The organism is Rubrimonas sp., from assembly GCF_036788415.1.
Classification (GTDB): Bacteria; Pseudomonadota; Alphaproteobacteria; order Rhodobacterales; family Rhodobacteraceae; genus Rubrimonas.
This window is the reverse complement of record NZ_DAIQNN010000012.1, coordinates 1-22,838: the sequence shown is the minus strand read 5'-3', so window position 1 is coordinate 22,838 and position 22,838 is coordinate 1. Positions and strand designations below refer to the sequence as shown.

The following is a 22,838-nucleotide window of genomic DNA, read 5'->3' as shown; positions in this document are numbered from 1 at the left end:
CGGCGAAACGATCAGAGCCGGCGGAGCCAACCGCCGGCGAGACGGGGGAGCGGACGGGATGGCGGCGATGCTGCGCTCGAGACTGTGCGTCTTCGACGCTTACGGCACCCTCTTCGACGTCGCCGGCGCCGCGCGCGAGGCCGCGCAGGAACCGGGGCGCGCGGCGCTGAAGGAGCACTGGCCGCGCCTGTCGGAGCTCTGGCGGCGCAAACAGCTCGAATACACATGGATCCGCGCCGTCACCGGCGTCCATGTCGATTTCTGGGACGTCACCTGCGACGCGCTGGACTACGCGATGGAGACGCTCGGGCTCGACGACCGCGACTTGCGCCTGCGGCTGCGCGAACTCTATCTGAAGTTGCCGCCCTATCCTGAAGTCGAGTCGATGCTGCGGCGGTTGAAGGAGGCCGAACACAAGACCGCGATCCTGTCGAACGGCTCGCCCGACATGCTCGGCGGCGCGCTGCGCGCCTCGGGCCTGACGGGGCTCTTCGACAAGGTAATCAGCGTCGAGGAGGCGGGCGTGTTCAAGCCCGCGCGCGCCGTCTACGACCTCGTCGGCGCGCATTTCGGCGTCGAGAGTCCGGGCGAAGTGCTGTTCGTCTCGTCGAACTACTGGGACGCGGCGTCGGCGACCGCCTACGGCTTCCACACCATGTGGGTCAACCGCGACGGCGCGCCGGCCGACCGCATCCCGCGCGAGCCCCGCCACGTCGCCAAGTCGCTCGCCGCAGTCCCGGCGATCGCCGCGACGTTGTGAGCGCGCCGGCGACACTCTGGGCGGAGCGGTGGGTCGAGACCATCGACGGCCTGAAGTTGTTCGTCGCCGATTGCGACCGCGCCCCGCCGGGCCGCCTGCCCGTGCTGTGCCTGCCCGGGCTGACGCGCGGCGAACGCGACTTTTCGGCGCTCGCCGAAATTCTCGCGCCGGAGCGGCGGGTGCTCACCATCGTGATGCGCGGGCGCGGAAAGTCCGACCACGACCCCAACCCGCAGAACTACAACGTGATCACCGAAACCGGCGACATCCTGCACGCGCTCGACGGGCTCGGCGTCGCGCGGGCCGTGATCGTCGGCACCTCGCGCGGCGGCATTCAGGCGATGCTGATCGCGCAAATGCGCCGCAGCCTGATCGCCGGAACGGTGCTGAACGACATCGGCCCGCGCATCGAGAAGAGGGGCCTGCTGCGCATCGTCGCCGGCCTCGCCCTGTCGCCGAAACGGTTCCATTCCTGGGAGGAGGCGGCGGAGATGCTGAAGCGCGCGCAGATCGCCCAGTTCCCGCGCCTCACACAGACGGAGTGGCTGGCCTACGCGCACCGCCTCTATGTCGACGCCGAGGGGGCCCCCGCGCCCGATTACGACTGGCGGCTGACCAACACGGTCTCCGCCGCCGCGGATCAGGACCCGCCCGAACTCTGGACGCAGTTCGCGCAGCTCGCGGGCTCGCCGCTGCTCGCGATCCGCGGGGCGTGCTCGGACCTGCTCTCGGCGGAGACGCTGCTGGAGATGCAGGCGCGGCTGCCCGAGATGCGAGCGCTGACGCTCGCCGATCGCGGCCATGCGCCCTTTCTCGACGAACCAGACGCGGTCGCGGCGATCCGCGCCCTGCTCGAGGAGTGCGACCGATGCGAGACGACGCGCCCGACGCCTGCGCCGCCCCCACCCTCGCCGACATCCATGACGCCGCTTCCCGGCTGAGGGGCCGCGCCGTCCGAACGCCCCTGCTCGAATCCGACCTGCTCAACGACGCGGCGGGGCGGCGGGTGCTGGTGAAGGCCGAATCGCTCCAGCGCACCGGCTCGTTCAAGTTTCGCGGCGCCTGGAGCAAGCTGACGTCGCTCGACGCCGCGACCCGGGCGCGCGGCGTCGTCGCGATCTCCTCGGGCAATCACGCGCAGGGGGTGGCGCTGGCGGCGCGGCTGCTGGGCGTGCGCGCTGTCATCGTCATGCCGGCGGATGCGCCCGCGGCCAAGCGCGAGGGCGCACGCGCGCTCGGGGCCGAACTCGCGCTCTACGACCGCGCCGGCGGCGAGGATCGCGACGCGCTGGCCGCAAGCCTCTGCGCGCGCGAGGGGATGGCGCTGGCGCATCCCTTCGACGATCCCGCGGTGATCGCGGGCCAGGGGACCGTCGGGCTCGAGATCGCCGAGCAGGCGCGGGAGGCCGGGGTGGCGCGCGCCGAGGTGCTGGTCTGTTGCGGGGGCGGCGGGCTGACGTCGGGCGTCGCGCTGGCGCTGGAGGGCGCGGCGCCCGGCCTGCGCGTCCGCCCGGTCGAGCCGGAGGGGTTCGACGACGTCGCCCGCTCGCTGCGCGCGGGCGCGCCGCAGCGCAACGCGCGCAGCGCCGGCTCGGTCTGCGACGCGATCCTGACGCCGGCGCCGGGGCGGCTGACGCTGCCGGTCATGGCGCGGCTGTGCGGGCCGGGGATCGCCGTATCCGACGACGCGGCGCTTTCGGCGATGGCGCAGGCCTTCGCGCGCCTGCGCCTCGCGCTCGAGCCGGGCGGCGCGGTGGCGCTGGCCGCGGCTCTGACCCGCGCCGACCTCGCCGAGGGCGGCGACCCCGCAGACCCCGTGATGGTCGTCGCCTCGGGCGGAAATGTCGATCCGTCCGTGTTCAGCGCCGCGCTCGCCCTCGTCTGAAGACCCGCCAGGCGATGACGACGCCGCAGACCGCGCCGAGGAAATTCGCCGCCATATCGCCCAACGAAAAGTTCCGCCCGGGTGCGAAGATCTGCGCCAGCTCGAAACATGACCCAAGCCAGAGGCCCGAGGCGATGCCGACGACCGGCCCCCAGCCCGCCGTCGCGAGCGCGCCGAGCGCCGCGTGCAATGCGAAATGGGCCAGTTTGTCCGGCGGCGCCGGAAGCCAACGCGGCCCCGACGGCGTCCCGAGAGGCGCCACGCTCAGCAGCAAGACGCCTGTCGCGACGGCGACGTAAATCCACCGCCAGCGGCTCCGCGACCAGCCCCTCATCGAGCGAGTTCCGACAGGACGAGCCGCGCCGCGACATGGTCCTCCAGCGCAGCGCCGACCGACTTGAAGAGCGTGATCGCCGCGGCGTCGGCGCGCCCCGGCTTTCGGCCCGCGCAGAGCTCGGCGAGGTCCGCGCGCAGATCGGCGAAGTCGAACCCGCCTTCCGCGCGCGCCTGCAGCAGGTCGCCGGCCTCGCCCTCGGCGCCGGCGCGCGTGTCGACGAAGACCTGCGCGCGCGCGACCGCTTCGGCGTCGGTTTCGCGCATGTCGGGGCGGAAGGCGCCGACGAGATCCAGATGGACGCCCGGACGCAGCCAGGCCCCCCGCACGAGCGGAGCTGTCGACAAGGTGGCGCAGGAGACGATGTCGGCGGCCCCCACCGCCTCGGCCAGCGCCTCCGGCGCCGGGCCGACGGCGCGCGCGTCGAAGCCCTGCGCGCGCGCCCAGCCGGCGACCTCCTCGGCCTGCGCGGGCCGCCGCGTCCAGACCGCCACCTCGCGGATCGGGCGGACCGCCGCATGCGCCGCGATCAGCTCGCGCGACAGCGCGCCGCCGCCGACCATGCACAGCGCCCGCGCGTCGGCCCGCGCCAGATGGCGCGCCGCGAGCGCCGACGCCGCAGCCGTCCGCCGCGCCGTCAGCGCCGCCCCGTCCAGCGCCGCGACCCATGCCCCGGTCGCCGGGTCGGAGACCAGCGCCACCGCCTGCACGGCGGGCAGGCCCTTCGCGCCATTGGCCGGAACCACGTTGACGAGCTTGACCACCGCGCCGCCATCCGCGCCCCAAGCCGCCATGGTCAGCAGCGTCCGCGCGGGCTCGCCCGCGACGGTCACGGCGCGATGCGCCCGGGGGGGCGCGACGCAAGCCGGCGGGTCGGCGGCGAAGGCGCGTTCCAGAGCGTCGATCAACGCGGGAAAAGGCGCGGCCTGGGCGATCTGGGCGGCGGTGACGAATCTCATGGCGCAGCGCTAGCGGGGCGCGTCGGCGCTGTCGAGGCGCTTCGCCGGCTCGACGGCATTCGGCCCGAACATGCGCCATCCCTCCCGCCAGCGCGTCGCCGTGGTGACGGCGCACAGGGCCGCGAAGCCGAGCGCGATCTGCGGGAACAGCGCGGGCCACAGGCACATCGCTGCGAAAGCCGCGATGGTCTCGCCGCCTTCGGTCAACCCGCCGAGATAGAACAGGCCCTTGGGAGGTCTGTCCGCCTCGCGCAGCCCGCGTTTCGCGGCGATGGCGGCGAAGGCGAGAAAGCTCGACCCCGTTCCGACGAACGCCGTGATCAGGATCGCCGCGGCGAGCGCGTTGGCCTGCGGATCGGCGAGCGCGAAGCCCAGCGGAACGGCGGCGTAGAAGACGAAATCGAACGCGATGTCGAGAAACGCGCCACGGTCGGTCGGCCCGTCGAGCCGCGCCACCTCGCCGTCGAGCCCGTCGGCGATCCGGTTGGCGAGGATCAGCGCGAGCGCCGGGAGGAACTGGCCGAAGGCGAGCGCCGCGGCCCCGGCCAAACCGAGGACGAACCCCGCGAGGGTGACCGAATCCGCCCCGACGCCGCGCGCGCGCAGCCCGCGCGCAGCGGGCCGGAGAAGACGGCCCATCAAGGGCTGAACGAAGCGATCGATCATGATGTCGCGGCGACGCACCAGTCCTGAGCGAGCAGCGCCTTCGCGAGGCGCGCCCCGCACCCCGCCGCAGCCGCGATGGCATCCCCTAGGGGACTCGAACCCCTGTCTTCACCGTGAGAGGGTGATGTCCTGGGCCACTAGACGAAGGGGACGCAGCCGGAACATCGGGGAATTATGCGGCCAGACCGCCCGTGTCAACCGCCCACCCCTTGCGAAACGGGCTCTCGCGCCCGGCGCATGTTATTTTTGCGACAGCGTCTGCGACCGGCGAAGGTTCGCAGGCGCCGCGCCGCAAACCGTTCAGAACGACCAGAGCAGCGGGATCGTGAGCGCCGCCGCCGCCCCCACCAGCAGGTTGAGCGGCCCGCCGACGCGAAGATAGTCGGAGAAGCGATACCCGCCGACCGAATAGACCAGCGTGTTCGTCTGATAGCCGATCGGCGTCGCGAAGGAGGCGGAGGCCGCGATCATCACCCCGACGACGAAGGGCCGCGCGTCGACCCCAAGCGTCGCCGCCAGCGCGATCGCGATAGGCGTCATCACAACGGCGACGGCGTTGTTGGTGACGGCTTCGGTCAGCGCCGAAGTCGTCAGGATCAGCGCCCAGAGCGCCAGCCCCGGCGGGGCCGCGCCGAGCCAGGGCGCGACCGCGTTCACCAGAAGCTGCGCCGCCCCGGTCTTGTCGAGCGCCGCGCCGACGCCCAGCATTGCGAGGATCAGCGCGAGCAGCCGCCCGTCGACGCTCTCGAACGCCTCGTCTGCGTCGATGCATCCCGACAGCAGCACGATGGCGACGCCGATCAGCGCCAGCGTCGCGATCGGCATCACGTCGAGCGCGGCCAGCGCCACCACGCCGGTCAGCACGCCGATCACCAGCGGCGCATGCTCGCGGCGATAGGGGCGCGCGCGGGGCGCGGACAGCTCCACGAGGTCCACATCCTCGGCGAGGCGGCGGATGTCCTCCGGATCGCCCTCGAGCAGCAGCGTGTCGCCGACGCGCACCACCACGTCGTCGAGCTTGACGCCGGCCCGCTGGTCGCGGCGATGCACCGCCAGCGGATAGACGCCGTATCGGCGGCGCAGGCGCAGTTGGCCGAGCGAGCGGCCCACCAGCCGGCATCCCGGCGAGATCAGCGCCTCCACGGTGACGGTCTTCTTCTCCGACAGCTTGTCGACCATCGCCAGCGCGCGGGAATTGCGCAGGCCGAGCAGTTCGTTCACGCCGGTCCGCAGCACCACCCGGTCGCCGGGCTGCAGAACCACGTCGCCGAGCGCGCGCCGCAGCGATTCGTCGCCGCGCAGCACGTCGATCACCCGCATCCCCTCGCGCTGGAACAGTTCGACTCCCAGAACGCCGCGGCCCGCCACCGGCGAGCCCTCGGGGATCGCGATCTCGGTCATGAACTTCATCGACTTGCGCTCGGCGAGGTGATCGACCAGCGCCTGCCGGTCGGGCAAGAGCCGCCGCCCGAGCAGCGCCAGATAGACCAGCCCGATCGCCGAGGCGGTCAGGCCGATCCCGCTGATCTCGAACATGGTGAAGGGCGCGAGCCCCGCGCCGCGCGCCACGCCGTCCACCAGCAGGTTGGTCGACGTGCCGATCAGCGTGCAGGTACCGCCGAGGATCGCCGTGTAGGAGAGCGGGATCAGCAGCTTGGACGCGCCGACCCCGAGGGTCTCGGCCATCTTCAGCGCGACCGGGATCATCATCACCACGACCGGCGTGTTGTTCATGAAGGCCGACGAGACCAGAACGAGCAGCGCCAGACCCGCGAGCACGAGGACTGGGCTGCGGCGCGCCACCGGGGTCAGCACGCTGGTCACGGCGTCGAGCGCGCCCACGCGCACCATGGCGCCCGACAGGATGAACATGCAGGCGATGGTGATCGGCGCGGGATTGGCGAGCGCGGCCAGCGCGTCGGCGCTCTGCAGCACGCCCGACAGCAACAGGACCGACAGCGACGCGATGGCGACGACTTCCGGCGGGAATTTCTCGGAAACGAAGAGGGCGAACGTCGCTGCGAGGACTGCAAGCGTGAACAGGGCCGCGAACTCGGCAGGGATGAGCGGCAAACGCGCCTCCGAAGTCGTTAAGTCTCCCAGAGCATAGTCGGAGCCGGGCGGAGGCGCCAGCGACGACCCGCGGTTCTCAGCCCTCCGACACGCCAGCCTCGGCGAAGCTCGCCATGCCGTGATGGCACGCGAGCGCCGCCTTGACGAGCAGCGCCGCCGCTGCGGCCCCGGAGCCCTCGCCGAGCCGCAGCCCCAGATCGAGCAGCGGCTCCATCCCGAGCGCGGCGAGCAGGCGCGGATGGGCGCGCTCCGCCGAGACATGGCCGGCGCGGCAATGCGCGAGCGCGCCCGGCGTCGCGCGCGCGAGCGCCGCGGCGGCGGCGCAGCAGATGAAGCCGTCGAGCAGCACCGGAACGCGCCGCGCCCGCGCGCCGGCGATCGCGCCCGCCATCGCCGCCATCTCGCGCCCGCCGAGCCGGCGCAGCGCCTCCAGCGGGTCCGACAGCGCCGCGCCGTGCGTCGCGAGCGCCTCCGCCACGACCTGCGTCTTGCGCGCGAGGCCGTCGTCGTCCACCCCGGTGCCGCGTCCGACCCAGTCGGCGGGCGCGCCGCCGAAGAGCGCGCAGCACAGCGCCGCGGCGGCGGTGGTCGCGCCGATCCCCATCTCGCCGGGGATCAGCAGATCCGCCTCGGGGTCGACGGCGTCCCAGCCCGCGTTCAGCGCGGCGAGAAATCCGGCCTCGTCCATCGCCGGTCGGGCGGTGAAATCGGCGGTGGGGAGGCCGGGCGCGAGCGCGACGACGTCGAGCGACGCCTCCAGGACCCGCGCCAACTGGTTGATCGCCGCCCCGCCGGTGCGAAAATTCGCCACCATCTGGCCGGTGACCTCCGAGGGGAAGGCGGAGACGCCGCGCGCGGCGACCCCGTGCTCCCCGGCGAAGACCACGATCTGCGGGCGGCGCAGCGGGCCGCGCCGAGGCCCGAGCCATTCGGCGTGCCAGAGCGCGATCTCCTCGAGCCGCCCGAGCGCTCCCGGCGGTTTGGTCAGGACGGCGTCGCGGGCGCGGGCGGCAGCGGCGGCGGCGGCGTCCGGGGGAGGCGCTTCGGCGAGGGCGGCGCGGAAGGCGTCGCGCGAGGGCATGGGCAAGGGCATGGGCGCGGTTCCTTCGGCGGGGCCCTCCGGCTAGCCTGCGCGCCGGTCCCCCGCAAGACGGCGAGTCGCGCATGTCCTCCGCTTTCCGGCCTCACTGGCGCGACCCCTTCGTCGCGCTGAGCCTGCTGTCGCGCATCCCCGCGCCGGTCGACCATATGGCGGCGGGGGCGCGGATGGCCGCGGCGGTCTGGGCGCATCCCCTCGTCGGCGCGGCGCTCGGCGCAGGGGCGGGGGCGGCGTTCTGGGCGCTGGGCGCGGCGGGGGCGGCGCCGGGGCTCGCGGCGGCGGCGGCGCTGGCGCTCTATCTGATCGCGACCGGCGCGCTGCACGAGGACGGGTTGGCCGACTGCGCCGACGGCTTCGGCGGCGGCTACACGCGCGCGCGCCGGCTCGAGATCATGCGCGACAGCAGGGTCGGCACGTTCGGCGCGGCGGCGCTGTGCCTCGCGCTGGTCGCGAAATGGAGCCTGATCCAGAGCTTCGAGGGCGTCGAGGCGGTCGGGGCGCTGGCGGCGTCGGGCGCGCTGAGCCGGGCGGCCACGGGGTTCCTGATGCGCTGGACCGACGCGGCGCGCGAGGACGGTCTGGCGGCTTCGGCGGGGCGGCCGGCGCTCGGGGCCTGCCTGCTCGGTCTGGTCGTCGCGACGGGGCTCGGCGCGGCGGCGGCCGGGGTCTCCGCGGGGCCGGCGCTCGCCCTGGCGCTTGCGATGGGGCTCGCCGCCGGGTGGGTTTCGGTGCGGCTGATCGGCGGCAGGACCGGCGACGTTCTGGGCGCGGCGCAGGTTCTGGGAGAGATCGCGGCGCTGGGGGCTCTCGCGCGCTAGGGCGGAGATCGACCTGAAGGAGGCAGGTCCCAGTTGAGGACCGTTGTTTTTAAAGGGGAAATTCTGGTTGATCGTTTCTTTCGGGTCGGCTTGCGCCCCAGGGTCGGAGGAAACGCGCCGGCGACGCGACGGCTCAGGTCACGAGGATGGCGCGGAAGTCGTTCACATTGGTCAGCGTCGGCCCGGTGACCAGCTGATCGCCGAGCGCCTCGAAGAAGGCGTGCGCGTCGTTGTCGGCGAGGCGCGCCCGCGCGGAAAGGCCCAGCGCCCCCGCGCGGGCGAGCGTGTCCGGTCCGCAGATCGCGCCGGCGACCTCCTCGGCCCCGTCGGCCCCGTCGGTGTCGGCGGCCAGCGCGTGGACGCCGCCGAGCCCGTCGAGCGCCACGGCGAGCGACAGAAGGAATTCGACATTGCGCCCGCCCCGCCCGCCGCCGCGCACGGCGACGGTGGTCTCCCCGCCCGAGAGCAACACGCAGGGCCGCGCGAAAGGCTGGCCGCGCGCCGCGATCTGCCGCGCGATCCCGGCCATGACGATCCCCACCTCGCGCGCCTCGCCTTCGATCGCGTCGCCGAGAATGAAGGCGGGGACGCCCGCCGCGCGCGCGACCGCCGCCGCGGCCTCGAGCGAGGTCTGCGGCGCGGCGACGATCCGGGTCTCGACGCGTGCGAGGCGGGGGTCGCCGGGCTTGACGCTTTCGGTCCTCCCCGCGTCGAGCAGCGCGCGCAGATGCGGCGGCAGAGGAATGGAATGGCGGGCGAGGATGTCGAGCGCGTCCGCGCAGGTCGTGGGATCGGCGACCGTGGGGCCGGAGGCGATGTCGACCGGGTCGTCGCCGGGCACGTCGGACATCAGCAGGTTGACGACCCGCGCGGGGTGGCAGGCGGCGGCCAGACGCCCGCCCTTGATCGCGGACAGATGTCGGCGCACGCGGTTCATCTCGCCGATGGTCGCGCCGCTGCGCAGGAGCGCGGCGTTGAGGGACTGCTTCTCCGCCAGCGTCGCGCCCTCGGCGGGCAGGCACAGCAAGGCCGACCCGCCGCCCGAGATCAGGCACAGCGCGAGATCGCCTTCGCCCAGCGTCTGCGCGAAGGCGAGCATGCGGCGCGCCGCGTCGAGCCCAGCCGCATCGGGAACCGGATGGGCCGCCTCGACGATCTCGACCCCCTCGCAAGCGACGGCGTGGCCGTAGCGGGTGACGACCAACCCTTCGAGCGGGCGACCGTAATGGCGCTCGGCGGCGGCGGCCATCGCGGCCGAGGCCTTACCGGCGCCGAGCACCGCCAGACGACCGCCTGGGGGCGGCTCGGGGAGATGCGGCGGCAGGCAGAGATCGGGCTGGGCGGCTGCGACCGCCGCGTCGAACATCCGCCGCAGCAGCGCGGCGGGCGTCGGCGCCAATTCCGCGACCCGTTCCGTCACGCGCGCAGGCCCCGACCCGGATGACCGCCGCCGGGCGCGCCGGCGCGCGCACCCGCCGCATCCGCATCGAGGTCCTTCGGCTCGCTCATCGTCGTCTCTCCGTTGGTCGCGTGGGAGGCCTCCGGCGGGTGCGCCGCGCCCGCCGGAGGAACCGACGCGGGTGGAAACCCCGCGTCGTCAACTGGTGTGATGGACTTCCTGCAAGCCCCAGACGGGCGTCGCGATCCCCTCCATCCGCGCCTTCAACTGGAGCGACAGGAACTGAGAGTAGTGACGCGACTGGTGCAGGTTGCCGCCATGGAACCACAGCGCCTCCTGCTGCGTCGGCTTCCACATGTTGCGCTGCTCGCCCTCCCACGGCCCCGGATCCTTCGGCGTGTCGGAGCCGAGCCCCCAGCACTTGCCGACCTTGTCCGCGACCTCCCGGCTGATCAGGTCGGCCGCCCAGCCGTTCATCGAGCCGTAGCCGGTCGCGTAGACGATCACGTCCGCCGGCAGCTCCTCGCCGGTGTCGAGCTTCACCCCGGTCTCGGTGATCTCGGTCACCTGCCCGTGCTTGAGCTTGATCTCGCCGTCGATGATCAGCTGGCTCGCGCCGATGTCGATGTAATAGCCCGAGCCGCGCCGCAGATATTTCATGAAGAGCCCCGAGCCGTCGGCGCCCCAGTCGAGCTGGAAGCCGGCCTTCTCAAGCCCCGCATAGAACTCCGCGTCGCGCTCCTTCATCTGGTCGTAGAGCGGGATCTGGAACTCGTGCAGGATCGCGTAAGGGACGGAGGCGAAAATGAGGTCGGCCTTGTGGTGGTCGATCCCGTTCGCCACGGCCTGCTCGGAATAGAGCGCGCCGAGCCCGATCTCCATCAGCGTGTCCGAGCGCACGATGTGGGTGGAGGACCGCTGCACCATCGTCACGTCCACGTCGTTCTCCCAGAGCGCGGCGCAGATGTCGTGGGCGGAGTTGTTGGAGCCGATCACCACGGCCTTCTCGCCCCTGTAGGCGTCGGGGCCGGGGTGCTGCGAGGAATGGTGCTGGTCGCCCTTGAACTTCTCCATGCCGGGGAAGCTCGGCATGTTCGGCTTGCCCGACATGCCGGTGGCGAGCACCAACTGCTTCGGGCGCAGCACGACTTCCTCGCCGGCGCGGTCCACGACGACGGTCCATTCCTTTTTGGCGTCGTCGTAGGTCGCGGACTTGCAGGTGGTGGAGCCCCAATAGTTCAGCTCCATGATGCGCGCATACATCTCAAGCCAGTCGCCGATCTTGTCCTTGGGGCTGAACACCGGCCAGTTCGGCGGGAAGGGCAGATAGGGCAGGTGGTCGTACCAGACCGGGTCGTGCAGGCAGAGCGACTTGTAGCGCTTGCGCCAGCTGTCGCCGGGGCGCTCGTTCTTCTCCACGATGATCGTCGGCACGCCGAGCTGGCGCAGCCGCGCGCCGAGCGCGATGCCGCCCTGCCCGCCGCCGACGATCAGCGCATAGGGCTGCGTCGCGTAGCCGAGCGTGCGCGCCTCCGCCTCGCGCTCCTCCTTCCAGCTCGGGCGGTGCTTGCCCGCGCCGTGCTTGGCGCCGAGCGGGCGCTCGAAGCCGAGCGGCTCCTCATGGCCCTTCAGCTCCGACATGGTGGTGAGCAGCGTCCAGATCTTGCCGTCCTGCAGGCGCATCAGCCCGTAACCGCGCGCGACGCCGGTCTCGAAGCTGAACCAGGCGGTCGTCACGCCGCCTTCCTCGGTCACGGCCTCGTTCGGGTCGAGCGTCCAGCCGGTCGGCTTCACATGGCCGAGCTGGGCCTGAAGCATCGCGCGGACGGCGCCCTTGCCCTCCATGGTGCGGATGTTCCAGGTGAAGGCCACGAGGTCGCGCCAGTAGCAGACGTCCTGAAACAGATCGACCGCGCGGTCGATGTCGCCTGCGGCGAGCGCCTCGCCGAGCGTCGTCAGCACATGCGCGGCGCGCGTCTCGGGCGTCATGTCGAGCATGGATGGTCCTCCCCTGGGGTGTCGTTTCGCTCCCGGCGCGGGGCTCTGTCGGCTCCGGCGCCGTTCGCAGGCTAACGCGGGCCGAGCCCGGTGCGATAGCGAAAACCGCGCGATGCGCGTAGAAGGCGAGACGGTTGGAGAGGAGGGGCCGCCATGCCGGACAGCATCGAGATCGTCGAAGTCGGGCCGCGCGACGGGCTGCAGAACGAACCGCGCCCGATCCCCACCGAGGCCAAGATCGCGCTGATCGACGCGCTGTCGGGCTGCGGCTTCCGCCGCATCGAGGCGGCCTCCTTCGTCGCGCCCGGGGCCGTGCCGCAGATGGCGGACGGCGCGGAGGTGCTGGCCGGCATCGCCCGCGCGCCGGGGGTGCGCTACGCCGCGCTCGCGCCGAACCTCAAGGGCTATGCGCGGGCCAAGGCGGCGGGCGCGGACGAGATCGCGGTGTTCGCGTCGGCCTCGGAAGGCTTCGCGCGGGCCAATCTCAACGCCTCCGTCGCCGAAAGCATGGCGCGGCTGGCCGAGGTCGCGCAGGCGGCGAAGGCGGACGGGCTTGCGCTGCGCGGCTATCTCTCCTGCGTGATCGCCTGCCCCTATGACGGGCCGACGGCGCCGGCGCAGGTCGCGCGCGGGGTCGCGGCGCTGGTGGAGATGGGCTGTTTCGAAGTCTCGCTCGGCGACACGATCGGGGCGGGGACGCCCGAGACCGTGCGCGCGATGCTGTTCGGCGCGCAGGGCGCGGCCCCGCCCGAGACGCTGGCGGGCCATTTCCACGATACGGGCGGGCGGGCGCTCGCCAATGTCGAGGCGGCGATGGATCTGGGGCTGCGCGTGTTCGACGCCGCCGTGGGGGGGCTGGGCGGCTGCCCCTTCGCGCCGGGGGCCCCGGGGAACGTCGCCACCGGAGCGCTGGTCGCGCGGATGGAGAAGCTGGGCGTGGCGACCGGGATCGACATGGGCCGCCTCGCGCGGGCCGCGGCGCTCGCGCTCGACATGCGGGGCGACGCGGAGGAGGACTGAGGCCGAGCGGGGCGCGTCAGCCGCGCCCGAGATAGGGCATGTTCGTCGCCGTCAGCGTCATGAACTGGACATTGGCGGTGAGCGGCAGTCCGGCCATGTGGACCACCGCGTCGGCGACATGGCGCACATCCATCAGCGGCTCGACGGCCAGCCGCCCGTCCGCCTGCGGCACGCCCTTCGCCATCGCGGCGGTCATGTCGGTCGCGGCGTTGCCGATGTCGATCTGGCCGCAGGCGATGCCGTAAGGCCGCCCGTCGAGCGAGAGGGATTTCGTCAGCCCGGTGATCGCATGTTTGGAGGCGGTGTAGGCGACCGAGCCGGGGCGCGGCGCATGGGCCGAGATCGAGCCGTTGTTGACGATCCGCCCGCCCTGCGGCTGCTGCTCGCGCATCATGCGGAAAGCGCCGCGCGCGATCAGGAAAGCGCCGTCGAGATTGACCGACAGCACGCGCCGCCAGTCCTCCCAGCCGACATCGCCGACCGGCGTGGAGAACATCGCGGCGCCGGCGTTGTTGAACACGACGTCGAGGCGGCCGAAGGCGTCGGCGATGCGCGCATAGAGCGCGTCCACCGATGCGGGGTCGGACACGTCGCAGGCCATGGCGTGGGCGCGGTCGCCATGCGCTTCGGCGATCGCGGCGATGGCGGCTTCGTCGCGCGCGGCCAGCGCCACGCGGGCGCCGGCGGCGAGGAAAGCCTCGGCGGTGGCCCGCCCGATGCCGCGGCTGGCGCCGGTGACCAGCACGGTCTTGCCTTCGACGGACATTGTCAGACCGGGTCCGGCAGAATTCGAATCCATGTGTGCATCCCGGATTCGGCGTGGGAGAGCATGTGGCAGTGGAGCATCCAGTCGCCGGGATTGTCGGCGCTGAAGGCCGCGTCGATCGCTTCGCCGGGCTGCATTAGGACGGTGTCGCGCCACGGCTCCAGCGTTTCGGCGCCGTTGCGGGCGACGACGCGGAAATGCATGCCGTGCAGGTGCATGGCGTGGCGCCAGCGGGTGTCGTTGCGCATGGCGAGGATCGCGGTCTCGCCGCGGCGCAGCGTGATCAGCGGCTCGGGCGGCATGTCGGCGACGCCGTTGAAGGCCCAGAACTGGCCGCGTTCGGCGAGCGCGCGACCGTCGAGGACTTCGCCCTTGTGCTCGGCCTGCGCCAACCAGCGCATCGCGCCGCCCTCCATGCGCAGCATCGCGACGCGGGCGGCGGAGAGGTCCGGCGCGCGCTGGCCCCACGGCATGAGAGGCGGCGGCGCGGCGGCGGCGGCGGGGTCGCCGGCGATCTCGAAGGCGAAGGCGTCGGTGGGCTCGCCCGTCGAGACTTCATGCACGAGGGCCACGCCGGGCGCGTCGGGCATGGTGAGCCAGAGGTCGGCGCGCTGACCGGGGGCGAGGGCGACCGGGCCGTCGACCGGCTCGGGCGCGTCGAGCGCGGCGGCGTCGAGCGCGAGAAGGAGCGGCGCGAACCCGGCGAAGTCGAAGGACATGATGCGGGCGTTGGCGGGGGAGATCAGCCGCAGCCGCAGCGTCTCGCCGGGGCGGGCGGGGTAGCCGGGCGACGAGCGGCCGTTGACCGTCAGCCAGTTGCCGAGGCGGCCGGCATGGCTCGCGTCGTGACCTGAGCCGAAGCTCTCATGGATTTGCCCGTCCTCGGTCAGCCGCCAGTCGTCGACCATCGCGACGAGCTCGCGCGGGGCCTCTGGCCCGCCGGGGGGATCGACGATGAGCGGACCGTAGAGGCCGCGCGCGACCTGCTCCCATGCGCTCGAATGGGGGTGATACCAGAAGGTCCCCGCGTCCGGCGCGACGAAGTCGTAGAGGAACTCGCCGCCCGGGGGCGCGGGGTGTTGGGTCATGTGCGGCACGCCGTCCATCGCGTTGTCGATGCGGATTCCGTGCCAGTGGATGGTCGTCGGCTGGTCGAGCCCGTTGCGCAGCAGGACGCGCACGCGCTCGCCCGCCGTGGCGCGGATGAGCGGGCCGGGAACTTGCCCGTCATAGGCCCAGACGCCCGTGTCCGGCAGTTCCGGCGCGCCGAGGGGCGCGGTGGCGGGGGCGGCGGTCAGCACCTGCACGTCGCCCTCCCGCGCGAGGGTGAGGCGGGGGGCGAAGGCGGGGGCGAGCGCGGCGGCGAGGCCCCCGCCGAGGACATGACGGCGGTTGAGACGGCTCAATGCTCGGTCCTCCCTTTCGCGGCTTCGGCGGCCTGCGATGCGGCGCGCTCGGCGAGGTCGTCGTCGGTGGTGCGCATCCGCGGGCGCGTTCCAAAGGCGAAGGGGTTGTTGTCGGAATGGTATTGCGCGCGGATTCGGCAGTCGTCGCACATCTGGATCATCCGCACGCGCTTGTCGTCGCCGAACATCCAGTGCTTGTCGGCGAGCTTTTCGGAGATCTTCTCGATGGTGGATTTCACGCCGAAGAGCTTGCCGCAGTCGACGCAGGCGAAGGGCTCTTCCTCGTTGAGAACTTGCGGGGCGGTCGCCTGCGCGGTCGTGAGGTAGCGGGGCGCGAGCGCGATGGCGTTCTCCGGGCAGGCGTTCGCGCAAATCCCGCATTGCAGACACGCGTCCTCGATGAAGCGCAGCTGCGGACGGTCCGCGTTGTCGAGCAGCGCGCCCGAGGGGCAGACCGAGACGCAGGCGAGGCAGAGGGTGCAGGCCTCGGTGTTCACCTTGATCTCGCCATAGGGCGGGCCGGAGGGGAACAGGTCCGCCGGCAGGTCGATCGCCTCCTTCATGGAGCCGGTCGATGCGCCGAGCGCGCGGACGGCCTGCCGGGTGACGGCGCGGCGCGTTCCGAGCGGGGTGATCGGCTGCGCCTTGTGCGGCGCGGGGGGCGCGACCCAGAGGGCGGCCTCGAGCGCGTCGGGGTCGTCGGTCTCGACGAGACGGGCGCGCGCGCCCGGCAATCCCGCCCCCGTCGCAAGCGCGTTGGCGAGCGCGATCTGGCCTTTCAGCGCGTCGGCTTCGTCGGCCTTGCGCGGGTGGAGGTGGACGACGACTTCGGATGCGCCCATCGCCAGCGCGGCGAGCATGTGGCCGTGCTCGGCCATCGTCGCCTGATTGAGCGCGAAGGGGATCGCGTCGGCGGGCAAGCCGCGCCCGAAGCGCGCCGACGCCTCGATCAATTCGAGCCCCGCAGCGTCGTGCAGCAGCAGACGGAACGCCCTTCCGCCCGCGGCGCGCCACGCCTGCGCCATCGCGTCGAGCCGGCGCCATTGGGTGGAGAGCGGCGGATAGGCGTAGCTCGCGGCGCCCGAGGGGCAGACGGCGGCGCAGGCGCCGCAGCCGGCGCAGATGTTGGGGTCGATGCGCACCGCGTCGCCGTCGGGGACGATGGCGGAGGCGGGGCAGACCTGCAGGCAGCGGTCGCAGCCCTGCTTGCGCGCGCGGGTGTGGGCGCAGAGCCCGGCGTCGAAGTCGACATAGAGGGGTTTCTCGAACTCGCCGACGAGCGCGGTGGCCTTGAGCAGCGCCTCGGCGACGGCGACGGGGTCGCGCGGGTCGGCGCGCAGATAGCCGTCGCGCTTCTCATGCGCCGGAAACAGCGGCGCGCCGCCGGTGAGGTCGAGGATCAGGTCGCATTCGGTCTGCGCGCCGTCGCGGGTCCGCCCGAAGCGCAGGCCGCCGCGCCCCGCAGGCTCGGCCTCGGCGAAGGCCGCCACCTTCACCCCGAAGGCGCCGAGCCAGCCGCTGGCCTGAGCGACGCGCCCCGTCGTCACGAGGATCGCGCCGTCGGAGGGCGGAACCGCCTCTTCCGGCGCGGGCAGCATGACGGTGACGCCGAGGCGGTCGGCGACTTTCTCGGCGGCGGGGATGGCGACGTCGGCGGCGCCGAGGATCAGCAGCGCGCCGTCCGATTTCAGCGTGAGCGCCGGCGTCGCAGGCCCCGAGACCCGCGCCATCGCCAGCAGCGCCGCCTGTTTGGGGCCGGCCTGCGCGCCCTCGTCGCTCCAGCCGGCGCGGTCGCGGATGTCGACGCAGGTCAGCCGGTCCGAGGCGCCGAGTTCCTCGGCGAGGTCCGCGAACACGGCGACCTCCTGCCCGCAGGCGACGATCACCTGCGCGCCGGCTTCGAGCGCCTGCGAGACGCGCCCGATCTCGCGCCGGCACAGATGCGTCGCAGGGCTCTCCGCCGTCGCGCCGCAGGCGGGCGCCGCCGTCCCGGGATCGACGCTCTGGCTGCCGAGGCAGTCGCACAGGAACAGACGGGGCGCAGCGGCGCTTTGGCTCATCGACGTCTCCTCGGCGGCGCGGTGATTTGCGCCGTGTTTGGAGTCAGTCTAACTTCGCCACGCAACGGCGCAAGCGACGGGGAGAGCGGCGAATGGAGCGCAGGAGGTCGATACCTGTCGGGATCGTGGTGCGCCGCACGCCCGGCGCCACGCGCTGGAGCCAGTGGTGCTGGCGCGCCGTCGCCGCGCTGCCCGGCGCCGAGGACGCCGACTGGCGCGAACTGCGCCGCGAGGGCGACGCGGTGGAGTTCCACGCCGCGACGGGGGCGCTCGTGCTGCATCGGGCCGACGCGGAGGCCTACGCCGAGAACCTCGATTCCGGCGCGCCGTCGATCTGGGCGGTGATGCACAAGACCGGCGAGGCCGACCGCCCCTTCCGGCTCCACGCGCTGACCGCCTCGCCCCACGAGGCCCAACTCACGCTCGAGACCGGGGAGGAGCTGATCGAGCGGATCCCCCTCACCCCGGCGCTGGCGGGCTGGATCGCCGAGTTCGTCGAGACCCACTACGAGCCAGAGGCGTTCCGCAAGCGACAGCGCGCGCCGGCCGATCCGACAGCCTTCGCGAACGCGAAAGGCGACGCGCGCGTGCGGCAGGCGAGCGACGTGTTCCGCACGCCGGGCGAGCTGAAGCCGCGCGGGCGCAGCGGAGGCGGCGCATGAGCGACGACGGATTCCTTGCGCGCTGGTCGCAGCGCAAGCGCCGGGTCGCGGCCGAGGCGGCGGAGCGGGCGGCGACCGAGGCGGCGCAGCGCGACCTGTCCGCGCAGCCTGCGGCGCCCGCGCCGGAGAACGCCGAGAGGGAAGGGCCGCCCTCCGTCAGCGACGCCGAAGCGGAGAAGATGAGCGACGCCGAGATCCTCGAACGGCTCGATCTGCCCGCCCCGGACAGCATCCTCGACACCGAACAGGCGCGCGCGTTCCTGCGCGCGGGCGTGCCGTCGCGGCTGAAGCGCCTCGCCCTGCGGCGCATGTGGGCGGTGACCCCGGACAGCCAGCTGGCCTGTTTCGACGGCCTGCGCGACTACGCCGACGACTACACGGACGCGGCCGTCGGCGCGGGAGCCGTCCGGTCGAGCTACGTCGTCGGCCAGGGCCTGCGCGCCCATGTCGAGGCGCTGGCGCGCAAGGCGGAAGAGGAGGCGGAGCGCGCGGCGGCGGAGGACGCAGCGGCGGGAGATGCCGTCCAGCAGCCGGAGTCGGACGCGGAGACGGTCGAGCCGGGGGATGCGGTCGCCGAGGGAGAGGCCGCGCGCGACGCGGAGGCGGCCGGCGGCGGCCGGCCGGCGCGGCCGCATGTCCGCCCACCCGATTCGCGTCGTTCCGCCGCATTGCAACAAGAAAAGGACCGGTTCGACACAGAACTCTCCGACTTAAGTCCAAATCCCGACGAAATTGCTTTGGGACAACGTGACGCGGATGCTGCAGCGCGAACGCAATTCGGCGCCGCAGCGACGCCCCCGAAGCCGCGGCGAATGGTCTTTCGCTTTGACGAGAGCTGAATTCGAAGCGCTTTTCACTGGACGGAAATACTGGAACGGGCGTAGCGTCTTTGGCTGAGAGTGGTTTGTGCGAACTCTTTCGCGCAAATCCACACCCCAAGACCGGAGAGTCGGCGGCATGTCCGCGACCGAACGCGCAGCGCAGTTACTGCCCGAGGAAGATCAGATCCGGGCGAACGTCTACGATCTTCTCGCCGCCCTCCTCGCGCGGTCGCCCTCCGCCGAGCTTCTGAAGAGCTGCGCGGCGATCGAGCCCGGCGAAGGCGCGGTGGGAAAGGCCTTCGGCCTGCTCGCCGAGCGCGCGGCGCAGTTCGACGTGAAACGCGCCGACCGCGAGTACACCGACCTGTTCATCGGCGTCGGGCGCGGCGAGCTGCTGCCCTACGCCAGCTACTATCTGACGGGCTTCCTGAACGAGAAGCCGCTCGCCACGCTGCGCGACGACATGGCCCGCCTCGGCATCGCGCGCGCCGAGCATGTCAGCGAGCCCGAGGACCACATCGCGAGCCTGTGCGACATGATGGCGGGGCTGATCAGGGGCCGCTACCGCGGACCCGTCCCCCTGGCCGAACAGCGCGATTTCTACAACCGCCACCTCGCCCCCTGGGCGGGGCATTTCTTCTCGGACCTCGAGAAGGCGGTGTTCGCGGGGCTTTACGCCCCTGTCGGCGCGCTGGGCGCGGCCTTCGTCGAGATCGAGAAGACGGGTTTCCGCCTGCAGGCCTGAAGGCGCGCAGCCGGGGAGTTCGGGGGCTCGCGCCCCCGGGATGGAGCGCCGCGCAGGCGGCGCAAATTGGAGGGAGAGCACAATGGCAGAGAAGGACGCCGCGGCCAGCCGCCGCGATTTCCTCCGCCTCGCCTCGGTCGGCGCCGTGGGCGCCGGCGTCGCCTCGGCGACCGGCGCGAGCGCCGCGAGCGCGTCCGTCGAGACGGCGGCCGGCGACGGCTACCGCGAGACGGCGCACGTCAAGGCCTACATCGACAGCTGCCGGTTCTGATCGGCCGCCGTCGCAACTGAAACCCCATGTCGTCGGTCGGCAACGGCCGCGCGTCACAGGAGAAACGCACATGCTCAGGAGAAAAACGGGTGGGGTTGGAATGGCCCCCCGCCCGGTCTCGGCCCTGACCCGCATCGCTGAAAAAACCGTCGACCGCCGCAGCTTCCTCCGTGGTTCCGGTCTCGCCGTGGGCGGCCTCGCCGCCGCCGCCGCGCTGAACTTCGGGGCCACGCGGCCCGCCGAAGCGGCGTCCGCCGTCCAGGGGGCGGTGGAGCTGAAGAAATCCGTCTGCACCCACTGCTCGGTGGGCTGCTCGGTGATCGCGGAAGTCTCGAACGGCGTCTGGATCGGGCAGGAGCCCGGCTGGGACAGCCCGTTCAACCTCGGCGCCCATTGCGCCAAGGGCTCGGCGGTGCGCGAGCATGCGCATGGCGAACGCCGCCTGAAATACCCGATGAAGCTCGTGGACGGCCAGTGGACCCGCATCGACTGGGCCACCGCCATTAACGAGATCGGCGACAAGATGCTGAAGATCCGCGAAGAAAGCGGCCCTGACAGCGTCTACTGGCTCGGCTCGGCCAAGTTCAACAACGAGCAGGCCTATCTCTACCGGAAGTTCGCAGCCTATTGGGGGTCGAACAACGTCGACCACCAGGCGCGCATCTGCCACTCCACCACGGTCGCGGGCGTCGCGAACACGTGGGGTTACGGCGCGATGACCAACTCCACCAACGACATGTTCAACTCCAAGGCGATGTTCTTCATCGGGGGCAACCCCGCCGAGGCGCATCCGGTGTCGCTGCTGCACATCCTGCGCGCCAAGGAGCAGAACAACTCGAAGCTCATCGTCTGCGACCCGCGCTTCACGCGCACCGCGGCGCATGCCGACGAATATGTCCGCTTCCGGCCCGGCACCGACGTCGCGCTGGTCTGGGGCATCCTGTGGCACATCTTCGAGAACGGGTGGGAGGACAAGGAGTTCCTGCGCACCCGCGTCTGGGGCATGGACCAGATCAAGGCCGAAGTCGCCAAGTGGAACCCGGCGGAAGTCGAGCGCGTCACCGGCACGCCGGGCTCGCAGCTCGAGCGGGTGGCCCGCACGCTGGTCAACAACCGTCCCGGCACCGTCGTGTGGTGCATGGGCGGCACCCAGCACACCAACGGCAACAACAACACCCGCGCCTACTGCATCCTGCAGCTGGCGCTCGGCAACATGGGCAAGGCCGGCGGCGGCACGAACATCTTCCGCGGCCATGACAACGTGCAGGGCGCGACCGATTTCGGCGTGCTGTCGGACACGCTGCCGGGCTATTACGGCCTCGTGGCCGGCGCCTGGGCCCACTGGGCGCGCGTCTGGGGCGAGGATCTCGACTGGCTGAAGAGCCGCTTCGCCACCATCAAGGGCGCGGACGGCAAGGACAAGTTCCTGATGAACGAGAGCGGCATCCCGGTGTCGCGCTGGATCGACGGCGTCCTCGAAGCCAAGGAGAACATCGACCAGCCCGACAACACCCGGGCGATGGTGCTCTGGGGTCACGCGCCGAACTCGCAGACCCGCATGACCGAGATGAAGACGGCGATGGAGAAGCTCGACCTGCTGGTCGTGGTCGATCCGTTCCCGACTGTTTCGGCCGTGCTGCACGACCGCAAGGACAACTGCTACCTGCTGCCGGCCGCGACCCAGTTCGAGACCACCGGCTCGGTGACGGCGTCCAACCGCTCGATCCAGTGGCGCGAGCAGATCATGGCGCCGATGTTCGAGAGCAAGCCCGACCACGTGATCATCAAGATGTTCGCGGACAAGTTCGGCTTCACCGACCGGATGTTCCGCAACATCGCGATCCAGGGCGACGAGCCGGTGATCGAGGATGTCGCCAAGGAGTATCTGGGCGGCATGTGGACGATCGGCATCACCAGCCAGACGCCCGAACGGCTGAAGCTGCACATGGCCAACCAGCACACCTTCGACAAGACGACGCTGCGCGCCAATGGCGGCCCCTGCGACGGCGACTATTACGGCCTGCCCTGGCCGGCCTGGGGCACGGCTGAGGTCAAGCACCCCGGCTCGCCGAACCTCTACGACGTGACGGTTCCGGTCATGGACGGCGGCATGGGCTTCCGCGCGGGCTTCGGCGTCGAGCGGGAAGGCGCGAGCTTGCTGGCCGACGGCGTCTATCCGGTCGGCTCGGAAATCCAAGACGGCTACCCCGAGTTCACCATGAAGATGCTCATGGATCTCGGCTGGGACGGCGACCTGACCGACGCCGAACGGCAGAAGATCCTCGCGGTGGCCGGCTCGGTCGAGAAGATTGGCGACGTCAACTGGAAGACCGACCTGTCGGGCGGCATCCAGCGCGTCGCGCTCAAGCATGGCTGCGCGCCCTTCGGCAACGGCAAGGCCCGCGCCGTGGTGTGGACCTTCCCGGACCCGGTTCCGCTGCACCGCGAGCCGCTCTACACGCCGCGGCGCGATCTGGTGGCGGAATACGGCACCTACACCGACCGCAAGGCTTGGCGCGTGCCGACGCTCTACGCCTCGATCCAGGAGAAGGACTTCTCCAAGGACTTCCCGATCATCCTCACCTCCGGCCGATTGGTGGAGTACGAGGGCGGCGGCGAGGAGACCCGGTCGAACCCCTGGCTTGCGGAACTCCAGCAGGACATGTTCGTCGAGATCAACCCGCGCGACGCCAACGATCTGGGCGTCCGCGACGGCGAGATGGTGTGGCTGCACGGCCCCGAGGGCGGCAAGATCCGGGTGATGGCGATGGTCACCAACCGGGTCGGCCAGGGCGTGGCCTTCATGCCCTACCATTTCGGCGGCTTCTATCAGGGCGCGGATCTGCGGTCGAAATACCCGCAGGGCGCGGACCCCTACGTGCTGGGCGAAAGCTCGAACACCGCGCAGACCTATGGCTACGACTCCGTCACGCAGATGCAGGAGACGAAAGCCACGCTCTGCCGGATCGAGCGGGCCTGAGGGAGGATCACAGTAAATGGCACGCATGAAGTTCCTCTGCGACGCCGAGCGCTGCATCGAGTGCAACGCCTGCGTCACGGCCTGCAAGAACGAGCACGAGGTGCCCTGGGGCATCA

The 22,838-nt window shown here is 71.9% G+C and carries 21 protein-coding genes and 1 tRNA gene; 11 read left to right on the top strand and 11 right to left on the bottom strand.

All coding sequences use genetic code 11. The annotated features are described in order from the left end of the window. The first annotated feature begins 67 nt into the window (after positions 1–67). Genes V7Q31_RS05185 through V7Q31_RS05175 form a run of 3 tightly spaced genes read left to right on the top strand, consistent with a single transcriptional unit; the run spans position 68 to position 2,645 of the window. The gene (locus V7Q31_RS05185) at positions 68–760 is read left to right on the top strand and encodes a haloacid dehalogenase type II (protein WP_333832616.1); all 693 of its coding nucleotides are present in this window, start codon (positions 68–70) and stop codon (positions 758–760) included. Then, positions 757–1,701: an alpha/beta fold hydrolase gene (locus tag V7Q31_RS05180; protein ID WP_333832615.1), complete on the top strand. Its 945-nt coding sequence runs from the start codon at positions 757–759 to the stop codon at positions 1,699–1,701. Before V7Q31_RS05185 ends, V7Q31_RS05180 begins: the two co-directional genes overlap by 4 nt. Further along, on the top strand, positions 1,629–2,645 hold the full coding sequence (locus V7Q31_RS05175) for a threonine ammonia-lyase (RefSeq protein WP_333832614.1): 1,017 nt from the start codon (positions 1,629–1,631) through the stop codon (positions 2,643–2,645). Before V7Q31_RS05180 ends, V7Q31_RS05175 begins: the two co-directional genes overlap by 73 nt. Here the strand turns inward: V7Q31_RS05175 and V7Q31_RS05170 are convergent. The 6 genes from V7Q31_RS05170 to cobT form a co-directional block, all read right to left on the bottom strand. Then, positions 2,620–2,979, bottom strand: a complete 360-nt coding sequence (locus V7Q31_RS05170; RefSeq protein ID WP_333832613.1) for a VanZ family protein — start codon at positions 2,977–2,979, stop codon at positions 2,620–2,622. The genes V7Q31_RS05175 and V7Q31_RS05170 overlap by 26 nt on opposite strands. Next, positions 2,976–3,938: an ornithine cyclodeaminase family protein gene (locus V7Q31_RS05165; RefSeq protein WP_333832612.1), complete on the bottom strand. Its 963-nt coding sequence runs from the start codon at positions 3,936–3,938 to the stop codon at positions 2,976–2,978. The genes V7Q31_RS05170 and V7Q31_RS05165 overlap by 4 nt, the downstream gene beginning before the upstream one ends. A gap of 9 nt (positions 3,939–3,947) precedes the next feature. Further along, positions 3,948–4,577, bottom strand: a complete 630-nt coding sequence (locus tag V7Q31_RS05160) for a CDP-alcohol phosphatidyltransferase family protein (protein WP_333832611.1) — start codon at positions 4,575–4,577, stop codon at positions 3,948–3,950. A 103-nt stretch (positions 4,578–4,680) separates the two neighbouring features. Continuing rightward, positions 4,681–4,756: transfer RNA gene (locus tag V7Q31_RS05155), tRNA-Glu, on the bottom strand. A gap of 148 nt (positions 4,757–4,904) precedes the next feature. Continuing rightward, positions 4,905–6,677, bottom strand: coding sequence for an SLC13 family permease (locus tag V7Q31_RS05150; protein WP_333832610.1), 1,773 nt, complete (start codon positions 6,675–6,677; stop codon positions 4,905–4,907). Positions 6,678–6,753: 76 nt separating this feature from the next. Then, a complete protein-coding gene (gene cobT / locus V7Q31_RS05145) occupies positions 6,754–7,770 on the bottom strand; it encodes a nicotinate-nucleotide--dimethylbenzimidazole phosphoribosyltransferase (RefSeq protein WP_333832609.1) in 1,017 nt (338 codons plus the stop codon). A 71-nt stretch (positions 7,771–7,841) separates the two neighbouring features. Between cobT and V7Q31_RS05140 the strand changes: the two genes are divergently transcribed. Next, positions 7,842–8,594: an adenosylcobinamide-GDP ribazoletransferase gene (locus V7Q31_RS05140; RefSeq protein ID WP_333832608.1), complete on the top strand. Its 753-nt coding sequence runs from the start codon at positions 7,842–7,844 to the stop codon at positions 8,592–8,594. A 133-nt stretch (positions 8,595–8,727) separates the two neighbouring features. Here the strand turns inward: V7Q31_RS05140 and V7Q31_RS05135 are convergent, their stop codons facing one another. Together V7Q31_RS05135 and V7Q31_RS05130 are read right to left on the bottom strand one after the other, a co-directional pair. Continuing rightward, positions 8,728–9,960 carry a glycerate kinase type-2 family protein gene (locus V7Q31_RS05135; RefSeq protein ID WP_333832657.1) on the bottom strand — a complete coding sequence of 411 codons (1,233 nt, stop codon included), beginning with the start codon at positions 9,958–9,960 and terminating at the stop codon, positions 8,728–8,730. 231 nt (positions 9,961–10,191) lie between these two features. Continuing rightward, on the bottom strand, positions 10,192–11,991 hold the full coding sequence (locus V7Q31_RS05130) for an NAD(P)/FAD-dependent oxidoreductase (RefSeq protein WP_333832607.1): 1,800 nt from the start codon (positions 11,989–11,991) through the stop codon (positions 10,192–10,194). A 153-nt stretch (positions 11,992–12,144) separates the two neighbouring features. On the opposite strand from V7Q31_RS05130, the gene V7Q31_RS05125 reads away from it, so the two are divergent. Beyond that, complete coding sequence (locus V7Q31_RS05125) at positions 12,145–13,011, top strand: hydroxymethylglutaryl-CoA lyase (RefSeq protein WP_333832606.1); 867 nt, start codon at positions 12,145–12,147, stop codon at positions 13,009–13,011. A gap of 16 nt (positions 13,012–13,027) precedes the next feature. On the opposite strand, the gene V7Q31_RS05120 is transcribed toward V7Q31_RS05125, so the two are convergent. Genes V7Q31_RS05120 through V7Q31_RS05110 form a run of 3 tightly spaced genes read right to left on the bottom strand, consistent with a single transcriptional unit; the run spans position 13,028 to position 17,243 of the window. Further along, complete coding sequence (locus V7Q31_RS05120; protein WP_333832605.1) at positions 13,028–13,777, bottom strand: SDR family oxidoreductase; 750 nt, start codon at positions 13,775–13,777, stop codon at positions 13,028–13,030. Positions 13,778–13,779: 2 nt separating this feature from the next. After that, positions 13,780–15,183, bottom strand: coding sequence for a multicopper oxidase family protein (locus V7Q31_RS05115; protein WP_333832604.1), 1,404 nt, complete (start codon positions 15,181–15,183; stop codon positions 13,780–13,782). Beyond that, complete coding sequence (locus V7Q31_RS05110; protein ID WP_333832603.1) at positions 15,180–17,243, bottom strand: 4Fe-4S binding protein; 2,064 nt, start codon at positions 17,241–17,243, stop codon at positions 15,180–15,182. Before V7Q31_RS05110 ends, V7Q31_RS05115 begins: the two co-directional genes overlap by 4 nt. Positions 17,244–17,335: 92 nt before the next feature. Between V7Q31_RS05110 and V7Q31_RS05105 the strand changes: the two genes are divergently transcribed. The 6 genes from V7Q31_RS05105 to V7Q31_RS05080 all read left to right on the top strand — a co-directional run. Beyond that, positions 17,336–17,905 (top strand): DUF3305 domain-containing protein, encoded by a 570-nt coding sequence (locus tag V7Q31_RS05105; protein WP_333832602.1) that lies wholly within the window; start codon positions 17,336–17,338, stop codon positions 17,903–17,905. Further along, positions 17,902–18,744, top strand: coding sequence for a DUF3306 domain-containing protein (locus V7Q31_RS05100; protein WP_333832601.1), 843 nt, complete (start codon positions 17,902–17,904; stop codon positions 18,742–18,744). Before V7Q31_RS05105 ends, V7Q31_RS05100 begins: the two co-directional genes overlap by 4 nt. A gap of 118 nt (positions 18,745–18,862) precedes the next feature. Beyond that, entirely contained in the window at positions 18,863–19,471 is a 609-nt protein-coding gene (locus tag V7Q31_RS05095; RefSeq protein WP_333832600.1) for a TorD/DmsD family molecular chaperone, read from the top strand. Between the two features lie 82 nt (positions 19,472–19,553). Beyond that, a complete protein-coding gene (locus V7Q31_RS05090) occupies positions 19,554–19,742 on the top strand; it encodes a twin-arginine translocation pathway signal protein (RefSeq protein ID WP_333832599.1) in 189 nt (62 codons plus the stop codon). A 70-nt stretch (positions 19,743–19,812) separates the two neighbouring features. Then, positions 19,813–22,722 (top strand): formate dehydrogenase subunit alpha, encoded by a 2,910-nt coding sequence (locus V7Q31_RS05085; RefSeq protein ID WP_333832598.1) that lies wholly within the window; start codon positions 19,813–19,815, stop codon positions 22,720–22,722. Between the two features lie 16 nt (positions 22,723–22,738). Further along, the coding region (locus tag V7Q31_RS05080; RefSeq protein ID WP_333832656.1) for a 4Fe-4S binding protein at positions 22,739–22,838 on the top strand (100 nt) is incomplete at its 3' end.